General features: G+C 66.6%; 24 protein-coding genes. 10 read left to right on the top strand and 14 right to left on the bottom strand.

What is annotated here, in order from left to right; genetic code table 11:
- The first annotated feature begins 10 nt into the window (after positions 1–10).
- Positions 11–601 (top strand): TetR/AcrR family transcriptional regulator, encoded by a 591-nt coding sequence (locus ACHQ4I_RS23705; RefSeq protein ID WP_420773992.1) that lies wholly within the window; start codon positions 11–13, stop codon positions 599–601.
- Here ACHQ4I_RS23705 and ACHQ4I_RS23700 read toward each other — a convergent pair.
- The 4 genes from ACHQ4I_RS23700 to ACHQ4I_RS23685 all read right to left on the bottom strand — a co-directional run bounded on the left by ACHQ4I_RS23700 (position 579) and on the right by ACHQ4I_RS23685 (position 5,277).
- Complete coding sequence (locus ACHQ4I_RS23700; protein ID WP_420773991.1) at positions 579–1,460, bottom strand: family 43 glycosylhydrolase; 882 nt, start codon at positions 1,458–1,460, stop codon at positions 579–581. The two genes, ACHQ4I_RS23705 and ACHQ4I_RS23700, sit on opposite strands and share 23 nt — an antisense overlap.
- Positions 1,461–1,587: 127 nt before the next feature.
- Positions 1,588–2,358 carry a tyrosine-protein phosphatase gene (locus tag ACHQ4I_RS23695; protein ID WP_420773990.1) on the bottom strand — a complete coding sequence of 257 codons (771 nt, stop codon included), beginning with the start codon at positions 2,356–2,358 and terminating at the stop codon, positions 1,588–1,590.
- Positions 2,359–2,362: 4 nt separating this feature from the next.
- The gene (locus tag ACHQ4I_RS23690; protein ID WP_420773989.1) at positions 2,363–4,612 is read right to left on the bottom strand and encodes a pyruvate, phosphate dikinase; all 2,250 of its coding nucleotides are present in this window, start codon (positions 4,610–4,612) and stop codon (positions 2,363–2,365) included.
- 260 nt (positions 4,613–4,872) lie between these two features.
- Positions 4,873–5,277 carry a MarR family winged helix-turn-helix transcriptional regulator gene (locus ACHQ4I_RS23685; protein WP_420774190.1) on the bottom strand — a complete coding sequence of 135 codons (405 nt, stop codon included), beginning with the start codon at positions 5,275–5,277 and terminating at the stop codon, positions 4,873–4,875.
- A gap of 119 nt (positions 5,278–5,396) precedes the next feature.
- Here ACHQ4I_RS23685 and ACHQ4I_RS23680 point away from each other — a divergent pair, with 119 nt between their 5' ends.
- A complete protein-coding gene (locus tag ACHQ4I_RS23680; protein WP_420773988.1) occupies positions 5,397–6,038 on the top strand; it encodes a maleylpyruvate isomerase family mycothiol-dependent enzyme in 642 nt (213 codons plus the stop codon).
- Positions 6,039–6,086: 48 nt separating this feature from the next.
- Here the strand turns inward: ACHQ4I_RS23680 and ACHQ4I_RS23675 are convergent, their stop codons facing one another.
- Positions 6,087–8,363: an ATP-binding cassette domain-containing protein gene (locus ACHQ4I_RS23675; protein WP_420773987.1), complete on the bottom strand. Its 2,277-nt coding sequence runs from the start codon at positions 8,361–8,363 to the stop codon at positions 6,087–6,089.
- 63 nt (positions 8,364–8,426) lie between these two features.
- Between ACHQ4I_RS23675 and ACHQ4I_RS23670 the strand changes: the two genes are divergently transcribed.
- A complete protein-coding gene (locus tag ACHQ4I_RS23670) occupies positions 8,427–9,407 on the top strand; it encodes a helix-turn-helix transcriptional regulator (protein ID WP_420773986.1) in 981 nt (326 codons plus the stop codon).
- A 65-nt stretch (positions 9,408–9,472) separates the two neighbouring features.
- Here ACHQ4I_RS23670 and ACHQ4I_RS23665 read toward each other — a convergent pair whose 3' ends face one another.
- The 7 genes from ACHQ4I_RS23665 to ACHQ4I_RS23635 all read right to left on the bottom strand — a co-directional run bounded on the left by ACHQ4I_RS23665 (position 9,473) and on the right by ACHQ4I_RS23635 (position 15,326).
- The gene (locus ACHQ4I_RS23665; protein ID WP_420773985.1) at positions 9,473–9,877 is read right to left on the bottom strand and encodes a hypothetical protein; all 405 of its coding nucleotides are present in this window, start codon (positions 9,875–9,877) and stop codon (positions 9,473–9,475) included.
- Positions 9,878–9,906: 29 nt separating this feature from the next.
- A complete protein-coding gene (locus tag ACHQ4I_RS23660; RefSeq protein ID WP_420773984.1) occupies positions 9,907–10,758 on the bottom strand; it encodes a hypothetical protein in 852 nt (283 codons plus the stop codon).
- Between the two features lie 128 nt (positions 10,759–10,886).
- Positions 10,887–11,144, bottom strand: coding sequence for a hypothetical protein (locus tag ACHQ4I_RS23655; protein WP_420773983.1), 258 nt, complete (start codon positions 11,142–11,144; stop codon positions 10,887–10,889).
- A 186-nt stretch (positions 11,145–11,330) separates the two neighbouring features.
- On the bottom strand, positions 11,331–12,146 hold the full coding sequence (locus ACHQ4I_RS23650; RefSeq protein WP_420773982.1) for an SDR family NAD(P)-dependent oxidoreductase: 816 nt from the start codon (positions 12,144–12,146) through the stop codon (positions 11,331–11,333).
- Positions 12,147–12,161: 15 nt separating this feature from the next.
- Positions 12,162–12,893 carry a glucose 1-dehydrogenase gene (locus tag ACHQ4I_RS23645; protein ID WP_420773981.1) on the bottom strand — a complete coding sequence of 244 codons (732 nt, stop codon included), beginning with the start codon at positions 12,891–12,893 and terminating at the stop codon, positions 12,162–12,164.
- 10 nt (positions 12,894–12,903) lie between these two features.
- Complete coding sequence (gene kstD, locus ACHQ4I_RS23640) at positions 12,904–14,574, bottom strand: 3-oxosteroid 1-dehydrogenase (RefSeq protein WP_420773980.1); 1,671 nt, start codon at positions 14,572–14,574, stop codon at positions 12,904–12,906.
- Positions 14,575–14,588: 14 nt separating this feature from the next.
- Positions 14,589–15,326: a glucose 1-dehydrogenase gene (locus ACHQ4I_RS23635; protein WP_420773979.1), complete on the bottom strand. Its 738-nt coding sequence runs from the start codon at positions 15,324–15,326 to the stop codon at positions 14,589–14,591.
- A 171-nt stretch (positions 15,327–15,497) separates the two neighbouring features.
- Here ACHQ4I_RS23635 and ACHQ4I_RS23630 point away from each other — a divergent pair, with 171 nt between their 5' ends.
- The 4 genes from ACHQ4I_RS23630 to ACHQ4I_RS23615 are packed head-to-tail and all read left to right on the top strand — an operon-like array spanning position 15,498 to position 18,810.
- On the top strand, positions 15,498–16,661 hold the full coding sequence (locus ACHQ4I_RS23630; RefSeq protein ID WP_420773978.1) for an LLM class flavin-dependent oxidoreductase: 1,164 nt from the start codon (positions 15,498–15,500) through the stop codon (positions 16,659–16,661).
- 1 nt (position 16,662) lies between these two features.
- Positions 16,663–17,436: a glucose 1-dehydrogenase gene (locus tag ACHQ4I_RS23625; RefSeq protein WP_420773977.1), complete on the top strand. Its 774-nt coding sequence runs from the start codon at positions 16,663–16,665 to the stop codon at positions 17,434–17,436.
- A gap of 10 nt (positions 17,437–17,446) precedes the next feature.
- Positions 17,447–18,400, top strand: a complete 954-nt coding sequence (locus tag ACHQ4I_RS23620; protein WP_420773976.1) for an alpha/beta hydrolase — start codon at positions 17,447–17,449, stop codon at positions 18,398–18,400.
- Positions 18,397–18,810: a VOC family protein gene (locus ACHQ4I_RS23615; protein ID WP_420773975.1), complete on the top strand. Its 414-nt coding sequence runs from the start codon at positions 18,397–18,399 to the stop codon at positions 18,808–18,810. The genes ACHQ4I_RS23620 and ACHQ4I_RS23615 overlap by 4 nt, the downstream gene beginning before the upstream one ends.
- Positions 18,811–18,957: 147 nt before the next feature.
- Here ACHQ4I_RS23615 and ACHQ4I_RS23610 read toward each other — a convergent pair whose 3' ends face one another.
- Positions 18,958–19,524 (bottom strand): TetR/AcrR family transcriptional regulator, encoded by a 567-nt coding sequence (locus tag ACHQ4I_RS23610; RefSeq protein ID WP_420773974.1) that lies wholly within the window; start codon positions 19,522–19,524, stop codon positions 18,958–18,960.
- 129 nt (positions 19,525–19,653) lie between these two features.
- Here ACHQ4I_RS23610 and ACHQ4I_RS23605 point away from each other — a divergent pair, with 129 nt between their 5' ends.
- From ACHQ4I_RS23605 to ACHQ4I_RS23595, 3 genes are all read left to right on the top strand, one after another.
- Positions 19,654–20,070 carry a nuclear transport factor 2 family protein gene (locus tag ACHQ4I_RS23605; protein WP_420773973.1) on the top strand — a complete coding sequence of 139 codons (417 nt, stop codon included), beginning with the start codon at positions 19,654–19,656 and terminating at the stop codon, positions 20,068–20,070.
- Between the two features lie 85 nt (positions 20,071–20,155).
- A complete protein-coding gene (locus ACHQ4I_RS23600) occupies positions 20,156–22,237 on the top strand; it encodes a TRAP transporter permease (RefSeq protein WP_420773972.1) in 2,082 nt (693 codons plus the stop codon).
- The gene (locus ACHQ4I_RS23595; protein WP_420773971.1) at positions 22,234–23,229 is read left to right on the top strand and encodes a TAXI family TRAP transporter solute-binding subunit; all 996 of its coding nucleotides are present in this window, start codon (positions 22,234–22,236) and stop codon (positions 23,227–23,229) included. Before ACHQ4I_RS23600 ends, ACHQ4I_RS23595 begins: the two co-directional genes overlap by 4 nt.
- A 27-nt stretch (positions 23,230–23,256) precedes the next feature.
- Here ACHQ4I_RS23595 and ACHQ4I_RS23590 read toward each other — a convergent pair whose 3' ends face one another.
- Positions 23,257–24,123 (bottom strand): helix-turn-helix domain-containing protein, encoded by an 867-nt coding sequence (locus ACHQ4I_RS23590; RefSeq protein ID WP_420773970.1) that lies wholly within the window; start codon positions 24,121–24,123, stop codon positions 23,257–23,259.
- Positions 24,124–24,199 lie beyond the last annotated feature (76 nt).

The following is a 24,199-nucleotide window of genomic DNA, read 5'->3' as shown; positions in this document are numbered from 1 at the left end:
CGATGACTCCATGACCGAGACCGCAGCGCCGGGCCGTCGGCGCGACCGCGCCGCCACCAGATCCGCGCTATTGGATGCCGCCCGAATCCGATTCGCCACCAACGGATTCGACCGAACCGGCGTCCGCGATATCGCCGGCGATGTCGGTGTGGATCCGGCGCTGGTGTTCCGCTACTTCGGTTCCAAGGAGCAGCTCTACGCCGAGGCCATGTACATCGAGATCCCGAAAGGCGTTGCCGCCGATCCGCATCGACCAGTGGTGTCCATCGTCGATGCCCTGCTGCGCGATGTCGTCTTCGAGGACTGGCCCGCGTTCGGCGGCGAACATCCGGTGCTGGCGATGTTGCGCTCCTCGGGCCATGCGGCCGTGCGCGGGCAGTTACGCGCCCAACTCTGCGATGGCTATTTGCGGGAGATGACCGCGCGTCTCGACGGTGACGATGCCGCCTTGCGCGCCGAAGTGATCGGTGCGCTGCTGCTGGGTTTGGGGGTCATGCGCTCGGTGGTGGGCGCACCCGCGGTGTCCGGTGCGTCCTTCGAGCAGACCAGGGTGCTGGTCGCCGATATGGTGCGGGCGGTCAGCGGGGGACGGCCGCGGTGATGTTGCGCGGGGTCGGGAAGGTGAGCGGCGCCAAGTGCACGCCGCCCTGGGCCCAGCCCGCGCTGGTGATCCACCAATGGTCACCGTCTTGTACGAGTTCGGCGGCGTGGGCGGCGATATGGCCGACCTTGTCGCCGATGCGGAACCGGAAAGGGTTTTCGCTGCGGAACACGTCGGTGCCGACATAATTCGGACGCGGGCCGATGAACAGGTACCACCAGCCGCCGTGATGCACCACGAACGGCGATTCGGTATTGCCCGCCTCGGTGCCGATGCTCGGGTCCGTATAGGCGATATGCCGATCGCCCCAGTGCAGCAGATCGCCGCTGGTGCGATAGGCGACCACATGGTGACCGCCGCGCGGTGCGCTGGTGGCGCAGTAGTACATGACCCACTTCTCGCCGATACGCAACACCATCGGATCCCTGGCGTCGTAGCCGTCGCGGAACAGGGGCCCGGCCCGGCTCCGGGTCCAGTGGTACAGGTCCATCGAGGTGGCCAGATTCATCGCGGCGCCGGTCCGATCGGGGCCGCCGCCCGCGTAGAACATGTAGTACCGGCCGTCCACGCCGATGACGTGCGGCGCCCACAGATGCGTCTCACCGTAGTCGCGGTCGACGGTCAGGGCGCTCGCCTGCTTGGTCCACGGTCCGCGCAGCCCGGGCGCGGTCGCGTGCGCGAATTCGGTTTCGTGGAACGGGTCGGCCGGTTCCGGGTGGGTGATGCCGAACAGGTGCCAGCGGCCCGATTCGTCGCGAACAACGGTGTGGTCGTTGATGTACCACGGGTGTGGTTCACCGTCGCTGGGGTCGTACACTCTCGTGAACGCGCCCGCCTTCACCACTTCGCGCGTTGCCATACTGCTCATGATGCCGGGCGCAGGCTCCGTCGAGGCGGGGTCCGCGACATTGGGATGTGCCGGGTATCAGGGTGACCCTAGCCGGCCGCTGGCGGCGATTCCGGGTGAACAGTCTCCACTGCCGGGACTAGGCAGCATCCACGAGAACCGTGCGGAGCTGGGCGAGTTCCGCATCGGATAGGCCGTGCGTGCGTAACCATTCGCTCGCTCCGCCCTGCGTGGTGTGCAATTCGTCGAGGAATCGCATGATCACGTCGGGATCGACCCCGAGTATGCCGGTGCGGACCGGTGGCAGTCCGTGATAGGACGGCAGCGCGTCCAGGCGTTCGCGGATGCGTTCCAGGCGTTCACCCGTGAGCGCGTAGTCGGCGGCGATCGCCTCGGCGGGAACGCCGACCGCGTCCAGCACCATGGCCGCCAGGACGCCGGTGCGATCTTTGCCCGCGGCGCAATGGAAGACGACCGAATGGCGTTCGGAGTCGGCGATGATGCGAGCCGCGGCAACGATGGATTCGCCACTGCCGGAAAGGAGTTCGCGGTAGAGCGCGACGAGGTCGTATTGTGTGCCATCCGGAACGAGTTCGGCCGGGGTCGCGGCGACGGTGGTCGACTTGCGCACCGGGAGATTGACCATGCGCACAGCCGCATTGCCGGTCAGCCTGCCGTAGCCCTCGCGCAGCACCTCATCGGGATTGCGCAGGTCGATCAGGGTGCGTAGGCCGATCGGGCCGACGAGTATCCCGAGGTCGTCCTCGCTGAGATGCTGTGGTGTGCTGGACCGGTAGACGACGCCGAATCGGGTTGTGCCGCCGCCGATTACCGGAAGCCCACCGAGGTCGCGGACATTGTCGATTTCGGCGAATTCCACCCATCGCCGCTGGTCGTTATCGGTGAACATGGCGCTAGTGGGCTCGGCCCGCGGCGGCCTCGTCGGCGCGGCTCAGTCCGCACAGACCGATGAGGTCTTCGTGCAATTCGAACCACACCGTGTGATAACTGTCCATGATCGGCCGGGCCACCCAGCTGTGGTCGCCACCGTTCATGCGCTCGGCGGCGCGAGACAGGCGATCGGTGTAGGGCGCGAGCCGGGGCGCGATGGCGCCGATGCGTTCGACCAGGGGTGCGACGTTATGGTGCAGCGTGGTGAGTCGCGCCAAAACGGCTGCGTCATAAGCGTTGTCGGAATGATCGTTCACCGTACTCGCATCCTTCATCTGCCAGGCCGTGATGACTTCCTTCAGCTCGGCATTGAACTCGCAGAATTCATCGTAGGCCGCCGCTATGACATTCTGGTCCACACCGGCGCGCTCGTGTTCCAGAAGTTGGGTCAACTGCTCTCGACCCTGCGGGGTGAGGCGAATGCCGACCGGTGTGCTGGCACATAACCCGCGCGTCACGAAATCGTCAGTGCGCGAGGATGCTTCGCCCTCGGGGACATCGAAGCTCTCGGCGACGGCCTTCGGTTGCACCCGGCCCTTGATGCCGATCAGGCGGAGTATCGCGAGTTCGGAAACCTGAGCGGGTTGGGCCGCGGGCTCGATCGCCTTGTGGCCGTTGGTATCCGCAGGTGATTCGGCTACTGGCAACACATGCGTTGCTGTTGCCGGATCTTCGATCCGCTCGCGGTTCGACAGGAAGGCGGGCAGCTCGGCGGAATCGACTCCGGCCCATTGCGCGAGGCGATCGACGTCCTCGATGACCGAGGCCGCCACCGCCTTGCCGGCGACCTGTCCCGGCCAGACGGTGCCGGCTCCACCGTCGACGGTGACGACGAGACCGGCCAGCGCCTCGACGACCCCCGGGCCGCAGCCGACTACGCACGGGCGGCCCAATTCCCGGCTCACCAGCGCGGCATGCGAGGTCGCGCCGCCGAGTTCGGTGACGATCGCCTGCGCCGCGATCATGCCGTGCAGATCGTCCGGACTGGTGGTGGCGCGCGCCAAGATCACGTGCTCGCCGGCGGCGGAACGGGTTTCGGCCTCGTCGGGATCGGTGACCACGATGCCGGAGGCGAGTCCGGGGCAGGCCGATTCGCCGCGGGCGAGCGGCTGCAGCCCGGTATCGTCGCCGGATTCGGGGCGCAGGACCGTGCGCAGTTGGTCGGCCCCGACTCGGCGCAACGCTTCATCCGCGTCGATGAGGCCTTCGTCGACCATCGCGACGGCGGCGCGAACGGCCGCGCGTGCCGAGCGTTTCGCGGGCCGTGCCTGCAATAGCCACAAGCGGCCGGATTCGACGGTGAACTCGATGTCCTGGATATCGCGGCCGTCGCGCTCGAGCAGTTCGGCGGCGGCGATCAATTGGCGGTGCAGGTCGGGCAGCGTCGCCGCGAGTTCGTCCAGTGGGCGCGGGGTGGTGCGTCCGGAGACGACGTCCTCACCCTGCCCGCCGACCAGCCACTCACCGAAGACCGGATGCGCACCGGTATTCGGATTCCGGCTGAACAGCACGCCCGTCCCCGACTGTGCGTCCAGATTGCCGAACACCATGGCCTGCACCGTTACCGCCGTGCCGAGAGTGTCCGAAACTCCCCGGGTGCGCCGATAGGTCTTGGCGCGCGCGGAATCCCACGACCGGAACACCGCGCTGATCGCGCCGCGCAGCTGCTCCCAAGGATCCTCGGGCACAACACCATTCGGATCGTCGAGCACGATCTCTCGATACTGGGTGACGAACCGTCGCCGAGTATCGCTGGCGTAGTCCGGATTTCGGGTCTCGGCAGTCAATGCCCGCTCGACGGCGTCATTCATACCGAGATTCAGGACGGTATCCATCATCCCCGGCATGCTCACGGCCGCGCCGGAACGCACCGAAACCAGCAACGGACGCTCCGTCGCCCCGAACCGCCGGCCCGTGCCACGCTCCAGCGCGGCGATACCCGCCCGCACACCCGCCCAGATCCGCGCGTCGAGCACCCCGCCATCGGCCCCGAATTCCGCCCAGGCCTCGGTCGTCAGCGCGAACGCCGGCGGCACCGGCAGCCCCAGCGCCCGCATATGATCGACACTCCACGCCTTCCCCCCGATCCGTTCCCGCGAAAGTCCGCACGCTCCATCGAGTTCCACAACCGACGAGTTCGCGCTCTGCCGATCGGGATCGAGCCTCCCGAAGGCGGCCCCCGGTCGCTCCACCGGCTCCACTCCGATCGTCATAACACTCCTTCGGTCGTCGACGGCCACCGCGCACCCAGCGCATGACAAAGGCCGATCACCGGGCGCGCGGCCCTCGGATCGCCCTGGCGAATACCGCAGCCGCGCAGCGCTCACGTCGCGGGCAGCGTGGCTTTCAGCCTGCCGCCCCGCCGTGCCCGGGCGTACTGGACGTCCCGGTCAGCAGGATGGCTGGACCTGGTGTTCGAGGCGTCATCAGGCAGGTGGAGTGCGGCAGATCGAGGCCGCCGACTGCGTGGAGGCTACGCGTAGGGGTCGGTAATGGCGCGCAGTTGGGTCAGCGCTTTGCGGAGTTGAGTCATGGTGCGTGCGCCGAGGTGGGCGGCCCATTCGGCCTCGATCTCGGCGGCGGTTTGGTTGGCGAGGGCGGTGGCGGTGGCGCCGCGGGCGGCGATGCGGATCAGGCGGGCGCGGCCGTCGGCCGGATCGGGCACGCGTTCCACGTAGCCCGCGCGTTCCAGTTGGTCGACCAGGAATCCGGCGGTCTGCTTGGTGACCTGGGCCTGTTCCGCCAGGTTGGTGAGGCGCGTGCCGTCAGGGGCGATGCGCTGCAGGATGCGGGCCTGGGCGACGGTGAAGTCGGCGTAGCCCGCCGCGGCCAGCGCGTCGAAAATGCGGCGCTCCATGGCTCGATACGGGATGAACATCAGGACTCCGACGTTGAGGTCGTCGTTCGAGTCGTCGGCCACGGCCACTCCTTGTAGTTGGTCAGCCTATCTGACTATAGTAGTCAGCGGGGCTGACCAAATTGTATCGGAGGTCGAGTGTGGACCGTGATGCGCAGTGGCGGGTCATCGAGCAGCAGCGGCGCGCTATCGCCGATGTGCTCGACGATCTCGCGCCGAGCGAGTGGGAGTTGCCGTCGCTGTGCGCGGGCTGGCGGATCCGGGATGTGGCCGCGCATATCGCGCTGGCGCCGCAGCCGCCCGGTCCGGTGGGCATGGTTCGCGAAGGGCTACGGGCGCGCGGGCGGTTCCATCGGCTGAATCACGATGTGTCGGTGCGTTACGCCGATGCGGGCAATGATCTCGTTGCCGAGATCCGCGCGCACGCGGCCTCGCGAAAGTTGCCGGTGGTCACCAGCTATCGCAATATCCTGTTCGACATCATGGTGCACGGTCAGGACATCGCGATCCCGACCGACAGGCAGATCGGCCTCCCGATCGAGGCCGCGGCGACGGCGGCCACTCGGGTGTGGACGATGGGCTGGCCGTTCTGGGCGAAGCACCGGCTGAAGGGATTTCGGCTCGTCGCCACCGACACCGACTGGGCGGTCGGCGCCGGGCACGAGGTGCGGGGCCGCATCGCCGACCTGCTGTTGCTGATGACAGGTCGACCGGTTGTGGTGCCGCGATTGACCGGTGACGGTGTCGCCGCGCTGCCGACCGGGAGTCGAAACCCGTTCTGATCGGGCACTATTCGGCCTGGTCGAGGGGCGCGGTCGAATAGTGCACGTTCATGCCACGCTGCGCCGCAGATAGTCGGCGGTGATCGACCGCTCGTCGTCGAGCAGTGCCGAAGGTGTTCCGGTGAAGACGATTTCGCCGCCGTGCTTGCCGCCATCCGGTTCGAGATCGATCACCCAGTCGGCCCGCTTTACCACCTGCAGATCGTGTTCGATGACGATCACCGTATTGCCCGCGTCGACCAGTCGGTCCAGCAATGCGATCAAAGCGTCGACGTCGGCCATATGCAATCCGGTCGTCGGCTCGTCGAGCACGTAGATGCCGCCGCTGCGGTGCAGGTGGTCGGCGAGTTTGATGCGCTGGCGCTCGCCGCCGGACAGCGAACTGAGCGAGCGGCCGAGCGTCAGGTAGCCGAGGCCGACCTCGTTCAGTGCGCGCAGCGGCGTGCGAATCTTGGTGCCCGCGTGGCCATTCCAGAAGTCGAGTGCCTGCTCCGTCGTCATATCCAGGATGTCGGCGATGGACGCACCACGCACGGTATAGCCCAGCACCTCGGGCCGGTAGCGGCGACCGTGGCACGTCTGGCAGACGGTGGTGATCGGATCCATGTACGCCAGATCGGTGAAAATGACACCCGCGCCGCCACATTCGGCGCACGCGCCGTCGGAATTGAAGCTGAAGAGCCCGGGTTTGACGCCGTGCTCCCTGGCGAACAAATGCCGCATCGGATCCATGATCCCGATATAGGTTGCGGGGCTGGAGCGTCGGGAGGCGGCGATGGCCGACTGATCGACCGCGATCGTCTGCGGATAGGCGGTGACGAATGCGCCCGATACCAAGGTGCTCTTGCCCGAACCCGCCACGCCGGTGACCGCGGTGAGTACGCCGGTGGGGAATCGTGCGGTGAGATTCTTCAGGTTGTAGGAGTCGACGTCGGTGACGGTGAGCCAGCCGGTCGGAGTGCGGCTGGCACTCTTGACCGGCTGCACCCGGCGCAACCGGTCACCGGTCGAAGTGCCCGAGGTGCGCAGCTTTTCGACGGTGCCCTCGAATACGACCTGACCGCCGTGCCCGCCCGCACCCGGCCCCATATCGACGATGTGGTCTGCGACGGCGATGACATCGGGGGAGTGCTCGACCACCAGCACCGTATTGCCCTTATCGCGCAACTGGATCAGCAGGTGATTGAGCCGACCGACATCGCGCGGGTGCATGCCGACGCTGGGTTCGTCGAAGATATACGTCATCCCGGTGAGACTGGACCCGAGATGCCGAACGACCTTGAGCCGCTGCGCTTCACCGCCGGACAGGGTGGAAGTCTCGCGATCCAGTGACAGGTAGCCCAGGCCCACCTCCTCGATTCGCCGCAACCGAGTGATGGCGGCATCGGCGATCGGCGCGGCGGGTGTATGCGCGAGTGCGCCCAGCACCTCGATGAGGTCGGACACCTCCATGTGGCCGTAGTCGGCGATGCCGAGGCCATTGATCCGGCTCGCCAAGGCGGCCGAATTCAACCGCGCACCACCGCATTCCGGACAGCTCGTCTCACTGACCACCGCCATCGCCGCGGCGCGATTCTTATCGCTCAGCGCGCCGAGGTCGCGTTTGATGTAGAGCCGGTCGAAGCGCTCCAACAGTCCCTCGTAGGCATTGCTGCCCACCGAACCGGTCTTGTTGACCCGCGGCACCCGAAAGCCATTGCCGCGCAGGAACAGCTGCCACTCCTCAGCGGTGAAATCCCGTAATGGCTTGTCCGGATCGAAGAGTCCCGACTCCGCGTAGATCTGCCACTGAAAAGTGCCAACCGCGAACGGCGCGAAGTTGATGGCGCCCTCGTTCAGCGACTTATCGGTATCGAGCAGCTTGGCCGAATCCGGTCGCACGACCTGCCCGAGCCCGCCGCACTCCGGGCACATGCCCAGCGGGTCGTTGAACGAATAGTGGGTTGCCGCACCGGCACTCGGCTCGCTATAGCGCGAGAACAGCACCCGGACGATCGACTGGATATCGGTCATCGTGCCGACGGTGGAGCGGGAATTGCCGCCGATCGGCTTCTGGTCGACCACCACCGCGGGCGCCAGATTGTCGATCACATCGGCCTCTGGCCGCTCATATTTCGGCAGTCGGTTGCGGATGAACCAGGTGAAGGTCTCGTTGAGCTGGCGCTGCGATTCGACGGCCACGGTGCCGAAGACCACCGACGACTTGCCCGATCCGGACACGCCGGTGAAGACGACGATCTTGCCTTTGGGGATGGCCAGGGAGATATTGCGCAGGTTGTTGGCACGTGCCCCGATTATCTGGATGGTGTCTCGGTCTGCGTTCACAACCGCCACGGTAGGGGCGAATGAGGTCAGGATCGGTCCTCATTTCGGGCGATACTGGGAGCTGTGACCGAAACCGCCGCCCGCCTGCTCCAATTGCTGTCGCTGCTGCAGACGCGCCGCGATTGGACCGGGCCGGAGCTGGCCGAACGGCTCGGCGTGACCGTGCGGACGGTGCGCCGAGATATCGAGCGGCTGCGCGAGCTGGAGTATCCGGTGCATGCCAGCCTCGGTTCGATCGGCGGCTACCGCTTGGCGGCGGGAACCGCGCTACCACCGCTGCTGCTCGATGACGAGGAGGCGGTCGCGATCACCCTCGGGCTGCGCAATGCCGCGCTGGGCGCGATCGAGGGGATCGACGAGTCGTCGGCGCGGGCGCTGGCCAAACTCCAACAGGTGCTACCCGCGCGGCTGCGCCGCCGGGTCGAGGCGGTGCGGACCGCCACGCTCTCGCTCGGCGGACCGGCCGCCGGACCGTTCGTCGATCCGGAGACGTTGGTCGTCTTGGCCGCCGCCTGCCGCGACGGCGAACGAATCCGGTTCCGCTACCGCGACAAAAGCGATACCGAAACGCGCAGACTGGCCGAACCGCACAACCTCGTCTCCGCGGGACGCCGCTGGTACCTGGTCGCCTGGGATATCGACCGCGCCGACTGGCGTACCTTCCGCGTAGACCGCATCGAAGCGCCGCAACGGACCGGAATACGCAGCACGCCAAGGGAATTGCCCACCGAGGACGCCGCCGCCTTCGTCACCCGATCCTTGGCCCAGTCCCGCCCTCTGCGCCGGGTGACCTTCCTCGTACACGCCGCCGCCCCGGACCTGATCGAAAGCTTCCGCGTCCGTCCCGAGGAAATCGAACCCATCGACGACAACACCTGCCTGCTGCGCACCACCGCCGATTCATTGGAATGGACCGCCGTCCGAATCGCCCACCTCGGACTGGAATTCGAGGTCACCGAACCGCCGGAGATGGCCGATATGCTAGCCGACCTCGGCGCGAAATTGCTACGTGCGGCCGGGGCGCGCGGAACACGAAATGCGTAAGGGGATCAGCGATATCGCTGAACACAGGTGCGAGCGGTGCTGGACGGCCCGCACCCGCGGATTCCTCAGAACCGACCGGCCTCTTTCATGACGCGTCGGGCCTGGGCGAAAAGCATGCCCACGTTCACTGATTTGCGGCAGACGACCACCACGACGAAATCGTCGCGGCCTTCGGCTCGGATGAAAAGGTGGGTCAGGTTGTCGCTATTGACCAGGATTTCCTGGAAGTAGTGGCGGTCGGTGCGGATACCGCGGCGTTCCTTGAAGATGTCCTCGATCATCACCACATTGCGGCCCTGGAACAAATCGAGGGTCGCGGCCGCGAGTAGGTCGAGGACCTCCGGTGGATGGGTGTCGACCGTTTCGACGGCCAATAGCATGCCGGTAGACATATCGATGGCGCCCGCGGCCAGGCATTCCGGTACTTCACCGCGGAGTGTCTTCACAAGGAGGCCGACCCGGTCGGTCATATTCCCTGGACCTTTACCGCTCGATGTATTCATCGCATCCTTTCTGATCTCCGCCTCGCGGGCGGTGTGGTGACCTCGATCGAGGTCGGTTGTGGGGACCGCGGCGGGAGCATGTCGTTGATGCCGCTGGCGCCGCGACGACGGCGCGGCAGTACGGCCCGATCAGCAGGGTTGCCCTGGGCGGCCCGATCGTCGGTGCGCTGCGGTCCGGGGACCGCGAGAATGCCCTCTTCCAAGAGCCGGGAGACCTCGACGGCGATCGCGAAGAGGCCGCGCCGGAGCGAGAATGCGATGTCGCGACAGCAGTTTCGGCCGTTTACCTCCCGCAGGATCTGCGCCCGCGCGCCGTTCGGATGCGCATTCAGCACGGCCCGGCCCTGGTCGGTGAGGACCAGAATGTTCCGATGCGGGGATACACGCACCCTGGCGAGCGCTCGCAGTCGTCGCTCGGTTTCGGCGATCAGCCGGTCCGGTTCGACGCCGCGAGTCCGATCGTCATCCGCCGCGGTGGTCTCTGCCGCGATCTCGGAACTCGGGTCGTGCCAGATCTCCTTCCAAAAGCAGTTGTCGATCCAACCGGCGGCGATCGCGAAGGCCCCATCCAAGGCCGTCATCATTTCCAACAGCCGCAGTTCGGCCTCGCCGGTGCTGCCACGCCCCGGACGGGCGAGCAACTCGGGAACGCCGGGCGCACCCGGCGATCGGACGGCGACGACCTTCCCGTGTCTGAGGTGGAGGTCGCCGCCCGGGTCGCCCGCGACGCGCAGGACACCGGTGCGCGAATTCGCCGCCGCGCTCGTCAACTCCCGAACCACCGCCCGAGTAGCTTTCCGACTGTGCGCGGGCAGTCTCCCGGAATCGGTGAAAGGGTCTGTCGTCATACCATTTCCACCTCGCCATCGCGTGCGTGGCAACCAGTTGGAGACCCATCTTTTCCATATAGACGATGCACTGGACATGAGTGCGTCTATGACGGGAATTATCCGAACGGAAATGACGCCGGCAGGAATCAGCGAGGTAGCGCGGACTCGCTATCGAAGCCGAGCGCGTCAGCGGGATTCGTGGTGGCAACCGTGACGGCGCGCGGTGTTTCGGCAAATGGGCTCGGGGTGCGGTATAGCACGGCGACAATGGTGGCCAGGACGAATAAGCCGCTGAGGGCGAGGGCGATCTGCACCCACGAGGGGAAGGCTCCCTGGGTGGAGCTGGTCCGGAACTGTGGTGAATGCCCGAAACGTGGCGGGCGAGGTTGCTGCCGATATTTCACAAGGTGTTCCCTTGAAGTAGTTGAAACACAACCTGATTCGCGTTGAAACGGCGGCTCCCCCCGAGCCGGAGTCGTCGCGTGGGAAATATCCTGACAGCACAGCAGTTTTAGAGCAACCGATTCCGGCAAATTGGCAAGACCGGCCCGTCAAGCCGGGTTCACCAATCGCCGAATGCCGACCGGTCCTTATACCTCGTTCTTCATCTGGGCGGTGAGGATCCGTTGGTATCCCGAACCGAAAATCCTTGGCAGCAAATCGATCACGCGGGCATCGGCACCGATGAGGATCTTGGCCTTGTCCTTTCGGATGCCGCGCAGGATGGTCTTCGCGGCGGACTCGGGGGTCGTCTTGGCCAGCCTGTCGAAGTTGGCGGCGAGGGCGTCGCGGTCGCGGTCGCCGCCCGCACGGGCCTTCCAGGCGATTTCGGTCTTGATCATGCCGGGGTGGACGCTGCTGACTCCGACGGGGTAGCCCGCGATCTTCATTTCCTGGCGCAGTGCGTCGGTGAATCCGCGAATGCCGAATTTGGTTGCGTTGTAGGCGCCTTGGCTCGGGCAGGCGGCGAGGCCGAACATGCTGGAGACATTGGCGATATGGCCGTCACCGGAGGCGATGACCTGCGGCAGAAAGGCTTTCGTGCCGTACATGACGCCCCAGAAGTTGATGCCGACGATCCACTCGAAGTCTTCCCAGCTCAACTCCTCGATATTGGCCGTCAGCGAGACGCCCGCATTGTTGACCACGAGATTGGCCGGGCCGAAGTCGGATCGGACCTCATCGGCATGCGCGTAGACGGCGGCGCGGTCGGTGACGTCGAGCTTATAGGCCCGCGCCTTCGCCCTCTCGCCTTCGCAGAGGGCGGCGGTTTCGCTGACATTGGCCAGGTTCCGGCCGGACAACGCCAATTTCGCGCCATTGCGCGCCAGTTCCAGCGCGAGCGCGCGGCCGATGCCCGCGCCCGCGCCGGTGATGACGACGACCTTGTCCTCAAAGTTCTTCACAGCAGGTGTCCTTGGTTACTTGGTGGTGTAGCCGCCGTCGGCGACGAATTCGGAGCCCGTACAGAAACTGGCCTCATCGGAGATGAGGAACAGCACGAGGTTGGCCAGCTCGCCCGGCGCCGCGGCGCGGGGGAGCGGCTGGTCGTGCACCATCGAGTGCGAGCGGTCGGAGTCGGCGGTCATCTCGGTGGCCACGACACCGGGATGGACCGAGTTGACCCGGATTCCGTCGGCGCCGAACTCCTGGGCGGCGGCCTTGGTCATACCGCGCACCGCCCACTTGGAGGCGACATAGCCGAGGATATTGCTGAAGGCGATGATGCCGCCGATCGAGGAGATATTGACGATCGAACCGCCGCCCGCCCGGCGCATCGACGGCACAACGGCTTTCATGCCGAGGAATACCCCGACCTGGTTCACATCGATGACCCTGCGGTAGTCCGCCTCGGCGAGTCGTTCTATCGGGTCCACGTGCACGATGCCCGCATTGTTCACCAGTCCGCAGACCGGTCCGAAGGTGCGCTCGGCCTCGGCAACCACTGCCGTCCAAGCCGATTCGTCGGTGACGTCGAGCGGGACGAACAGCGCGTTGTCCCCGAGTTCGGCGGCCAACGCCTTGCCCTCATCGACGAGTACGTCCGTGATGACGACCGAGGCCCCTTCGGCGGCCAATCGCCGGGCGAACGCGGCGCCCATGCCGCGCGCGCCGCCGGTAACGATCACGTTCTTGCCGTTAACTCTGCCCATGACGCACTCCTCAGCGGTTCTCGAGATCGGCGATGTGATTGGCGGCGATAAAGCCGAACACCATTGCGGGACCGATGGTCGCGCCCGCGCCGGCATAGCTATTGCCCATGACGGCGGCCGAATTGTTGCCCGCCGCATAGAGTCCGGCGATCGGCGCACCGTCCGCGCGTAGCACACGGGAGTGTTCGTCGGTGACCAGACCACCCTTGGTGCCCAGATCGCCGGGCACCATCTCGACCGCGTAGAACGGTCCCTGATCGATCGGGGCCAGGCACGGATTCGGTGTGACGGTGGGGTCGCCGTAGTAGCGGTCGTAGGCGGATTCACCGCGAAGGAAGTCCTCGTCGCGCCCGGCTCGCGCGAAACCGTTGAAGCGGTCGACCGTTGCGACCAACGCGTCGGCCGGCACGCCGATCTTGGTGGCGAGTTCGGCGAGCGTATCGGCCTTCTTGATGATCCCGGCGTCGAAGTACTTCTGGGGGATGGCCTGTTTCGGGAAGGTGCCGAGGAACAGGTACCGGTCGCGGAAGCGCTGGTCCATGATGAAATGCGCGGGCACATGGCCGACGCCGGTCGCGTTCCGCTCGTACATGGTGTGCACCACGTCGACATAGCTGGCCGATTCGTTGGTGAACCGCTCGCCCGCATCGTTGACCATGATGGCGCCGGGCTGGGAGCGTTCGGCCAGGCAGAAGAACGGCGGTCCGTCGGGATTGCGCACCGACGGACCCCACCAGGCGTCGTCCATCAGATCCAGTGCGGCGCCGAGCTTTTCACCGGCGCGGATGCCATCGCCGACATTCTCGGTCGCGCCGACGGTCCAATCCGTGCTGACCGGTTCGGCGAAGAATTGTTTGCGCATTTCCAGGTTGTGCTCGAAACCGCCGGCGGCGAGCACCACACCGCGGCGCGCCCGGATGAGGATCGGGGCACCGTTACGCTCGGCACGGACCCCGACCACCATGTCGTCATCGGTGATCAGGTCGGTGAGCGGCGTATTCAGCCAGACCGGCACACCCGCGTCGCGCAGTGCCAGCCACAGCCGCGCCACCAGCGCCTTGCCCAGACTCAGCGGCTGCCGCCCGCGGATCCGGTTCAGTACCGCCTTGGCGCCGACCTTCATCGCGGTGCGCTTACCCTTCCAGGTCCGCGCGATCATATTCAGATCGTGGAAGTCGCTGACGGTGAACGCGATTCCCTTCGGACCGGACATGGTCGGCCGATTGATCAGCTCCATATCCTTGCCGAGCAGGCGGCCGTCGACGATCGCGGGTTCGATACTGCGGCCCTGTGCGAGTCCGCCGGGCAGTTCGGGGTGGTAGTCGGAATAGCCGCGGTCGTAGACGAATTGGAGGTGGTCGGTGCGCGCGGACAGGTAGGAGAACATCCGGGGACCGTTGTCCAGGAAGGCATCCTGCTTCTCCTGCGGAACCCGGTCGCCGACAACGGATTTCAGGTAGATCCGGGCCAGATCCGGACTATCGGGGACGCCCTCGCGCACCAGCACCGGATTATTCGGAATCCAGACACCGCCGCCGGAGCGCGCGGTGGAACCGCCGAAGCTGGCGCCCTTCTCGATCAGCACCACCGAAAGCCCGCGGTAGGCGGCGGTGAGCGCGGCGGTCATGCCCGCGGCGCCGGACCCGACGACCACCACGTCATAGGTGTATTCCTGGGACATCTGGCTCTCCTTCACTAGTAGCCGGCGCCGGTGAGCATGCCGCCGTCGACGACGACCTCGGTTCCGGTGCAGTAGCTCGCGGCATCGGAGGCCAGGAAGATCACCGCCTCGGAGACCTCGCCGGACTGCCCCCACCGCGGAATCGGCAATCCCGCGAAGAAGCTGTTGCCGTCGACGCCCGAGCCCGCCGCGGCCGTCATCGGGGTCGCGATGCCGCCGGGATGGATGGAGTTGACCCGGATTCCGTCCTTGCCGAGTTCGCGGGCCGCCGATTTCGTCAGTCCGCGAATGGCGAATTTGCTTGCGCTGTAGGCGGATAGGCCCGCCGCGCCGATGAATCCCTCGACCGAGGAGATGTTCACGATGGCGCCGCCGCCGGTCATGGCGGGTGCGGCGGTCTTGATGCCGAGCCAGGTGCCGGTGACGTTCACGGTCATGATGGTGGTGAAGTCGGCCAGGCTCATCTCGGCGATGCGCTGGAAGCGCAGCATGCCCGCATTGTTGACGAGCACATCGAGTCCGCCGAACTCGTCCACCGCGGTCCGGACCGCGGCGGCCCAGTCGGCCTCGCTGGTCACATCGTGGTGCAGATAGCGCGCGCCGGTCTCGGCCGCGAGTTGTTTGCCCTCCTCGTCGAGGACATCACCGAACACCACCCGCGCGCCCTCGGCGACGAAGCGGCGGACGTGTTCGGCGCCCATTCCGCGCGCTCCGCCGGTGATCAGCGCGACCTTGTCATCGAGTCGACCCACTGCAGGTCCGTCCTTTCTGCGGCGTCGGTTTGAACGCCGTGTGCGAATTCGACGCTATGGGCGCGACCGCCACCCGACCGGAGCCAGTCTCATCCACCGAGACATACACCTGACCTCAACGAGAGCATCGGAAATATTTCTACTAGGCATATTGAGAAATGGAGGCAATGCATGAAGTTCTCGATGATCTTCGAGGCGCAGATGACCAACCCGTCGGCCGATCACGAACGGCAGGTATTGCGCGACTGTGTCGAGCAGGCGGTGCTGGCCGAGGAGATGGGTTTCGACACCGTCTGGGCGGTCGAGCATCACGGCTTGAAGTGGTACGCGCATATGAGTGCGCCGGAGATCTTCCTGACCTGGGTGGCCGCGCGCACCGAGCGGATCCGCATCGGCCACGGCGTGGTGTGCATGCCGTTCAACTTCAACCACCCGGTGCGTGCCGCCGAACGCGCGGCCATGCTCGACGTGCTCTCCAACGGGCGGGTCAACCTCGGCGCGGGCCGCGGCGCGACCCCGCAGGAGACCTCCATGTGCGGTGTCGACCCCGACCGCACCTACCAGGAGGTGGAGGAGTCGCTGCGCATCATCGGCAAGGCCTGGCAGGATCCGGAGGGCGAATTCGAGTGGCACGGTGATCTGCTCGACATCGATCCGCATCCGATGCTGCCGCGCCCGGTGCAGCTGCCGCACCCGCCGCTGTTCATGGCGTGCACCAAGAAGGACACCCTGAAGCTGGCGGCCGACTACGGAATCGGTGCGCTGGTACTGGGTTTCGCGGGTGTGGAGGAGATCGCCGAACTGCGCCGCACCTACGACGCGGCCATTGCCGAGCGGACGGGGGAGAAGTTCGTCTCCACCGTGGTCAACGACCACTTCGCGGCGCTGTGCCCGACGATCGTGCTCGACGACCGGGAGAAGGCGCAGCAGATCGGTGCGCGCGGCCAGCGGTTCTTCGCCCAGTCCATCAAGCACTGGTATGGCGCGGGCCCGGTGCCGGATGAGGCCGTCGACCCGAACGTGGACGAGATGGCCAGGATTCGTGCGGCCGCCGATGAGCACGTGGCCTACCTGCACGAGGCGAAGATTCCGGTGAAGGCCGGGGCCACTTCGGTTTTCAATGCCGAACACGCCTACGGCAGTCCGGAGGACGCCATCGCCTACGTCGAGCGGCTGCAGGCGGCCGGTGCCGACGAGATCCTGTGCCTGATCCAGATGGGCACCGTGCCGCAGGAGGCATGCCTGGAGACCATTCGCCATTGGGGCGAGAAGGTCATTCCGCATTTCCGCAGCGCCGAGCGGGCCGTGCCCACAACTGAATTCCAGGGAGCCTGAGATGATCGACCTTACCGGCAAAGTCGCCCTCATCACCGGCGCGGCTCGCGGGCAGGGCGAGCAGGAAGCGCGTTTGTTCGCCGCGGCGGGCGCACGCGTCGTCATCACCGACGTGCTCGAATCCGACGGCAAGGCCGTCGCCGAATCCATCGGTGACGCCGCCCGTTTCGTTCGTCACGACGTCAGCAGGGCCGCCGACTGGGCCGCGGCCGTCGACACCGCGATCGCCGAATTCGGCTCCCTCGATGTGCTGGTGAACAATGCGGCCATCTACACCGCCAAACCGCTGGTCGAAACCTCCGCCGAGGAGCTCGAACGCATCCTGCGCATCAACCTGATCGGCTCGTTCCTCGGCATTCAGGCCGCTGTCGAGCCGATGCGGGCGGCCGGTGGTTCGATCGTGAACATCTCCTCGCAGGCCGGATTGCAGGGTCTGATGGGGCATTCCGCGTACGGCGCGTCCAAATGGGGGCTGCGCGGGTTGACGAAGACGGCCGCGCTCGAGTTGGGCCCGCTCGGCATCCGGGTCAACTCGGTGCATCCGGGACCGATCGCGACGCCGATGATCGGTCACCTCGGGTTGAGTACCGGCCCGGGTAGCTTCCCGTCGCTGCCGCTCGGCCGGGTCGGATTGCCCTCGGAGGTGGCCGAATTGGTGGCATTCCTCGCCTCGGACGCCGCGGCGTTCATTACCGGCGCGGAACTGGCCATCGATGGCGGACTGTCCGCGGGACAGTTCATTCCACCCGATGCGATCGCACCTGGCCAGGCGTGAGGTTCCGCGGATGCCGCTGAAGCCAGAAGCTCAGGTGATCGTCGATCTCGCCGCCGCGTCGTTTCCCCGGCTCGGCACCGAAGTCCTCGATGCCGCCGAGGCGCGTCGCATGCTTGCCGCGCGCCCGGCGGCGCCCGGGGAACCCATCCCGGTCGGGCGGGTCGAGCAGCGTTCGGTCCCCGGACCTGTTGGGGCGCAGCAGGTTCGGGTCCGTATGTACTGGCCCGCTGATGCCGATGCCGACGACCTGCCGGTGGTGGTTTTCTGCCACGGCGGCGGCTTCGTCATCTGTGGTCTGGACAGTCACGATCAGGTGTGCCGCTCGATGAGCAATGGTGTCGGTGCGATTGTGGTGTCGGTGGATTACCGGCAGGCGCCCGAACATCGGTTCCCTGCCGCGGCCGAGGATGCCTATGCCGTGCTGAAATGGGTTGCGGCCCAGGCGTCGTCGTTCGGTGGTGATCCCGCCAGAATCGCGGTCGCCGGTGACAGCTCGGGTGGCAACCTGGCCGCGGTGACGGCACTGATGGCCCGGGACCGCAACGGCCCGGCCATCGCCCATCAGCTGCTGATCTACCCCATGCTCGATCCGGCCCGTGACAGCGTGTCCTACCGGGAGAACGCGCACGGCTACTTCGTCACCGACGACCATTTGCGCTGGTACTGGGAGCAATACCTCGCATCGGACGCCGACGCGCAGAACCCGTACGCCGCACCGCCGCGCGCGCAGGACCTGTCCGGCCTCCCACCCGCCTACATCATCACCGCCGAATTCGACCCGCTTCGCGACGAGGGGGAGGAGTACGGGCGACGGCTTCGGGATGCGGGCGTCGACACCGTGGTGATCCGCTACGACGGCCAATTCCATGGCTTCTTCAGCATGGCCGAGAACCTGCTCGATGCGAAAGTCGCGGCCGACCAAGCCTTTTCGGTCGTGCGCCGAGCCCTGGAGAACAAACTGTGAGTGCAGCATCGCGCAACGATTCGATGAAAGGCGGTGGTCGGGTGACGGCCGGGCCAATAGAACGACTCGGCACCATTTTCCCCGCCGACAACCTCACCGCCGCAATAGATCTGCTCGTCGCCGTATTGGGCGCCACCCCGACATTCGTCGACGGCGATCGCTGGGCGCAATTCGATATTGGCCCCACCCGGATCATGCTCGCCGGTGCCGACGAACGCGACATTCCGTCCCTGGCGGTAAAAGTCGGCGACCTCGATGCCACACTGGCCCGCCTCCGGACCGCCGGATTCGCGGCCGACGATCCGGTGACCGGACCGCATGAACGTCGCACTTCGGTCCGCCCGTCTCTCGAATCGCCCTGGGCGATAGTCCTGTACGAGGCCGCGCCGGCACATCGTCCCGGTGGATAACGGGGCCGTGTGGCTCAGACCGGACAATCCGATGTGGCCGGCCGGCTGGCCCGCCCCGGTGCTCGACCGGCCACTCGGCGTCGGGGCGGACAGTGGCCACGGGCTCATTCGTCTCAGCCCGCCGCCGGTCCACGCCGACCGAAACACTCACCGATTCGGCCGCATAGGCGGGCGCAGTCCGTTCAGCAGCAGGGCCAGCAGTCGGTCCGCCTGAGCGGTCGGGTCCGGTGTGTCCTGGGCGGCCCAGGCGATGGCGCCCACCATGCGCAGCACATCGGCCGCATCGGCCGTCGCCGTGACGGTCCCGAATTCTTGGGCGCGGTGCAGCAATGCCGTGCCGATCGCGAAAGTCTCTGCGTGCCAAGCGGATATCAATTCCGCGCTGCCGTCGATGGCGGAATTCAGGATCGCGGCGGAGAGTCCGCGGAAGGTCAGCGCGTGCGCGATCGCCGCCCGCAGCCAGCTGGTCAGCGCCTGGTAGCTGTCCGGCTCGCCCATCAGGTCGCGGCCCAGCTCGGCGAGTTCCGCCACGCGCTCACCGAGCACCGCCTCGATGAGATCGCGGCGGGTCGGGAAATGCCGATAGAGGGTTCCGCTGGCGACACCGGCGCGGCGGGCGATGTCGTCCAGGGAGGCGTCGACGCCGTGCTCGGCGAATGCGATGCGGGCCTGGTCGAGCAGGCGGGCGTAGTTGCGACGGGCATCAGCGCGCATGGGCCGCGTTGTGTCGGTGGATCTTTCGCGCGTCAGCGGCTTCTCCTATTGCTAACCGGGGACATGGTCCGTTACTGTCTCCGGATAACCGGACTATGCCTCATCTTATGGCACGGGCAGGAGGTCGTCATGACATTGTCGGCGCAGGACCGGATCGATATCGGTGAACTGATAGCGCTGCACGGGCATCTGATGGATGCGGGTGAACTCGATCGAATGGATGAGCTGTTCACCGCCGGAATCACCTACGACCTCAACGATTTCGGAAGGGGGGAGCTGCGCGGGATTCCGGCGTTGCGGGATGCGGCGGTCGCGCTCGGCGACGGGAATCCGGTCGGGCATCACATTACGAATGTCGTCATCGCGGATGCGGACGGCGGGGTTCGGGTGCGATCGAAGGGGATTGCGATCCATGCCGATGGGAGCTGTCGCAGCGTCGAATACGACGATCGGGTCGTGCGCGAGGCGGCCGGCTGGCGTATCTCGTATCGCCGGGTGATCCTGCACGGGACGCCGCTGGGTGGGCGCGCGACCAGGTCGGCCTAGGCATAGAACATACCGCTGGTCCTGTTTTCTCGGCTACATATTTGTTAGCCGTATGCAGCCGGTCGCGCGTTGATAGGGTCGCGCAATGTCGGACACGCGGGACGCTCATCGCGGAGCCGAGCCTCCCGCCGACCACCAGGTGCGGACGGCGGATACCGTGCTGCCCGGACCGGATCCGGACCGCCGGGAACCGCCGGACAAGATCGAGGTCGACGACGAGGAACGGCCCGCGCGGGTATTGCGCGGCCGGGTCGAGTGGGTGGTGGCCACGGCCGCTTTCGCGGTCGCGCTACTGGTGCTGTGGCAGGTGTTTCGGCCATTGGCGCAGGGGAGCCAGTACTACCTGGTGATCTTCCTGGCCGGGACGCTGCCAGTGGTCTTTCTGGCCTACCGGTCCGGTCTGCGGTGGCTCGATCGCCGGGACGGGCCGGGGCTGGTCGATTGGCTGCTGGCCCTGGTCGCGCTGGTGGTGTGCCTGTATCCGGTGCTGCCGATGACGATCGGGTCCGGCGGGGGCGGGTACAACGCATTCCTGGATCGACAGGGCTTACTCGATCCGGTCGATATCGCCATGGGCACGGTGCTTTTGGTGCTGGTGCTGGAGGCTTGTCGGCGCACCACCGGGTGGGTGCTGCCCGCGGTGTGCCTCGCGTTCATCGCCTACGGCTATTACGGCGGGTACCTACCGCAGCAGTGGACCGTCGCGCATGCCGGACTCGACTTCGGTCAGATCGTCGACGCGCTGTACAACTCGGGCAGCGGGTTCTACGGCACGCCACTGGATGTCGCGGCCACCTATATCGTGCTGTTCACCCTCTACGGCGCGGTACTCGAATTCTCCGGCGCGGCACAGTTCTTCGTCGATCTGTCGGTCGCGGCATTCCGGCGCTCGCGCGGCGCGGCCGGACGCACCACGGTCGCCTCGGGATTCCTGCTCGGCACCGTTTCCGGCTCGGGCACCGCGACCGCCGTGACGGTCGGTGCGGTCACCTGGCCGATCCTGCGTCGTGCCGGATATCCGCCGGAGCAGGCGGCGGGCGTGCTCGCCGCGGCGGGTGTCGGCGCGATCCTGTCACCGCCGACCCTGGGGGTCGCCGCCTTCATCGTCGCCGAATACCTCGACGTCTCCTATGTCACGGTGCTGGGTTGGGCGATGATCCCAACGCTGCTGTACTACTTGGGAATTCTGCTCGCGGTCGAGATCGATGCGCGTCGGCTCGGCACCCGGCCGGTCGAGATCAGCGCGACCTCGGTGTGGCGACTGCTGGCCCGATTCGGTTACCACTTCCTGTCTTTGATCGCGATCGTGGCGCTGCTGCTGATCGGCGTGAGTGCCGCCCGGGCCGTCGTATACGCCACCGCACTGGCTTTCGTACTCGCCTTCCTCGACTCGCGCATCCGCGCCCGGGCACGCTCACCGCGCCGGATCTTCCACATGCTCGGCAGCGGTGTGCGATCGGCGCTGCCGGTGGTCGCGGTGTGCACCTCGGCGGGGGTGATCACCGCGATCGCCACCAAGACCGGACTGGGCGCACAACTGGCCTCGGTGCTGGTGAGTGCGGGAAACGCGTTGTCGGACAACCACACCGTGGTGCTGGCCGCCACCGTGGTGCTCGCCGCGATCGCACTGGCGCTGCTCGGGCTCGCGGTGCCGGTGACCGCATCGTTCATCATCGGCTGGGCGATCATCGGTCCGGCTCTGCTGGCATTGGACGTTTCCGCGCCCGCCTCGGCGATGTTCGTCTTCTACTACTCGGTGCTCTCCGAGGTGACGCCCCCGACCGCACTGGCGGCGGTGGGCGCGGCGGCGATAACCGGGGCGCGTGCGGTGCCGACGATGTGGCAGGCGCTGAAGTACGCGCTACCCGCCTTCCTGGTGCCGATCGTGTTCGTACTCAGCGGTCCCGGTGAGTACCTGCTGGGGCACGGGCCGGTGCTCGGCGTGCTGTGGACCTCGATCGTGGCCGGTATCGGGGTGGCGGCACTGGCCGTGGCGACCGGTGGCTGGATGCTCGGCATCGGCCCGGCCGGTGTGCCGGCCCGGCTGCTCGCCGCGGTGGCCGGACTGGCCCTGCTGTACCTGGAGCCCGGCGCACTCGTCGTCGGTCTGGTCGCGCTGACCGCGGCCGTCGGGGTCACTCTGCTCGCCCGAAGGAGGACGACTTGAGAAGAGTTGCAATAGGTTTCGCCGTCGTTGTGGTGTCGGCCGGATTGTTGGCCGGATGTGGGGGACGGCGCGACACACCGCAGTCCGATACCGGCGGCGCGGTCACCTGCGAGGTGCGCAACGAGACCCGGGTCGGCATCGCGACGGGCAATTCGACCGGCGTCTACTTCGCGCTCGGCAACGCCTATGCCGAACAGGTCGCGCAGGCCACCGGCGGCAAGGTGAAGGCAACCGCGGCCGAAACCGGTGCGTCGGTGCAGAATATCCAGCAGCTGGTGGCTGGCACCTATCAGGTCGCTTTCGCACTCGCCGATACCGCCGCCGACGCGGTCATGGGCAATGCCGGCTTCGATGGCAAAAAGCAACCGGTGCAGGCGCTTTCGCGGCTCTATCCGAACTACACCCAGGTGATCGTGCGCACCGGAGCCGAGATCGAAACGGTCGCCGATCTGCGCGGTAAGCGGGTCTCCACCGGCTCGCCGAAGTCGGGTACCGAGGTCATCGCCCAGCGCGTGCTGCAGGCGGCTGGGCTCAACCCGGACAGCGACATCTCGGCCCAGCGTTTGGATCTCACCAAAACGGTGGACGGTATGAAGGACGGCTCGATCGATGCCATGTTCTTCTCCGGCGGCCTGCCCACGCCCGGCATCACCGATCTGTTGACCTCCAGCAAGGCGAAGGTGCGCTTCCTCGATATCTCCGATCTGACCGGCAGCATGCACGCGGTGAATCCGGTCTATGAGGAGGGCACCATTCCCGCCACCGTGTACGGCCTGACCGCCGATGTGAAGACGATCGTCGTGCCGAACCTGCTGCTGGTTCGCGACGATCTCGACGCGAATCTGGCGTGCGTGCTAACCAAGACGCTCTTCGAGCGCAAACCCCAACTGGAACAGGCGAATTCGGCCGCGAAGGGGATCAGTCGCGATACCGCGACGATTACCGCACCGGTGCCGTTGCATCGTGGGTCGGCGCATGCGTTGACGAAGTAGTGAAAGGCCTTGCAGCGCTGCGGTCGCTCACGACCCCAGCGCGCCCGTCATCGCCCGGGCCGCGTCGACGGTCGCGGCGATGAATTCATCGCGTTCGGGTTTGGTGGTCGATGCGCGCAGCGGCCCCAACTGGACTTCGTACGCCGCGACGCCCACAGCGTCGAATACCGGCGCGGCGAGATAGCTCAGCGGAAGCACGGCCTCGGAATCGAGCTCGGCCTTGGTGAACGGACGCGAAGTGAGAAACGCGAGGCGACCCAGGGCCCGGGTGCGCAGGTGGGGCTGCACGAGTTCGGTGCCCATGGCGCCGAGCAGGTCGGCGAGCAGTTCGACCGTGCCCGCGTCGTCGGTGCGCGGGCGGAACAGGGCAACGCCGCGATCGCGAACGAGCGTGAGCAGGCTGCTCGCGATGCGGCGGTCCGACTCGGGCGCGGTGGCCAGCCAGGTGTTCTGTTCGGCGGCCGAGCGCGATGGCATCACGCTGGCGCCGGCCGGGAACTGCAGCGGGATGCGATGGCCGACGGGGATGCCGGGGACGACGCGTTCGGGTCCGTGGCGCACGTCCAGGACCGTGAGGTGGTCGGGCTCGATGCGACTGAGGGTTGCGCCGTAGCCGGTGCGGACGGTCAGTTCGGTGAGGATATCGCCGAGTGCGCGCGGCAGGGCGGGGCCGTGCAGATTCGCCAGCGCCGGACCGAGACCGTAACCGCGGTTCGGATCGCGTAGCACCCAGCCCGCCGAATCCAGTTCGGCGAGAATCGCGGTCGCGGTCGCGCGGGCGATATCGAGGCGATCGGCGATGCCCGCGACACTGATCGGCTCCGGGGTGGCGGCGAGCAGCGACACGATTTCGATGACCCGGCGGGTCGGCGGGGACGGGGACCGGTCGGACATGCAGCCTCTTGTGTGGTTCGGCGGTACGGCTCTACGATGACGAATATACGTTAAATGGTGTCGAATATTCGACAGA

The sequence above is a fragment of the Nocardia nepalensis genome, from assembly GCF_048910785.1.
Classification (GTDB): Bacteria; Actinomycetota; Actinomycetes; order Mycobacteriales; family Mycobacteriaceae; genus Nocardia; species Nocardia nepalensis.
The sequence above is the reverse complement of the archived record's forward strand: the minus strand, read 5'-3'. Positions and strand labels throughout refer to the sequence as shown.

Coding starts and splice junctions, on each gene's coding strand:
- ACHQ4I_RS23685 (WP_420774190.1), bottom strand. CDS start 5,277: ATGTTCATCCCGTATCGAGCCATGGAGCGCCGCATTTTCGACGCGCTG.
- kstD (WP_420773980.1), bottom strand. CDS start 14,574: ATGTCCCAGGAATACACCTATGACGTGGTGGTCGTCGGGTCCGGCGCC.
- ACHQ4I_RS23600 (WP_420773972.1), top strand. CDS start 20,156: ATGTCGGACACGCGGGACGCTCATCGCGGAGCCGAGCCTCCCGCCGAC.
- ACHQ4I_RS23695 (WP_420773990.1), bottom strand. CDS start 2,358: ATGTTCACCGATAACGACCAGCGGCGATGGGTGGAATTCGCCGAAATC.
- ACHQ4I_RS23590 (WP_420773970.1), bottom strand. CDS start 24,123: ATGTCCGACCGGTCCCCGTCCCCGCCGACCCGCCGGGTCATCGAAATC.
- ACHQ4I_RS23665 (WP_420773985.1), bottom strand. CDS start 9,877: ATGACCGACCGGGTCGGCCTCCTTGTGAAGACACTCCGCGGTGAAGTA.
- ACHQ4I_RS23630 (WP_420773978.1), top strand. CDS start 15,498: ATGAAGTTCTCGATGATCTTCGAGGCGCAGATGACCAACCCGTCGGCC.
- ACHQ4I_RS23645 (WP_420773981.1), bottom strand. CDS start 12,893: ATGGGCAGAGTTAACGGCAAGAACGTGATCGTTACCGGCGGCGCGCGC.
- ACHQ4I_RS23620 (WP_420773976.1), top strand. CDS start 17,447: ATGCCGCTGAAGCCAGAAGCTCAGGTGATCGTCGATCTCGCCGCCGCG.
- ACHQ4I_RS23610 (WP_420773974.1), bottom strand. CDS start 19,524: ATGCGCGCTGATGCCCGTCGCAACTACGCCCGCCTGCTCGACCAGGCC.
- ACHQ4I_RS23660 (WP_420773984.1), bottom strand. CDS start 10,758: ATGACGACAGACCCTTTCACCGATTCCGGGAGACTGCCCGCGCACAGT.
- ACHQ4I_RS23690 (WP_420773989.1), bottom strand. CDS start 4,612: ATGACGATCGGAGTGGAGCCGGTGGAGCGACCGGGGGCCGCCTTCGGG.
- ACHQ4I_RS23605 (WP_420773973.1), top strand. CDS start 19,654: ATGACATTGTCGGCGCAGGACCGGATCGATATCGGTGAACTGATAGCG.
- ACHQ4I_RS23705 (WP_420773992.1), top strand. CDS start 11: ATGACCGAGACCGCAGCGCCGGGCCGTCGGCGCGACCGCGCCGCCACC.
- ACHQ4I_RS23700 (WP_420773991.1), bottom strand. CDS start 1,460: ATGGCAACGCGCGAAGTGGTGAAGGCGGGCGCGTTCACGAGAGTGTAC.
- ACHQ4I_RS23625 (WP_420773977.1), top strand. CDS start 16,663: ATGATCGACCTTACCGGCAAAGTCGCCCTCATCACCGGCGCGGCTCGC.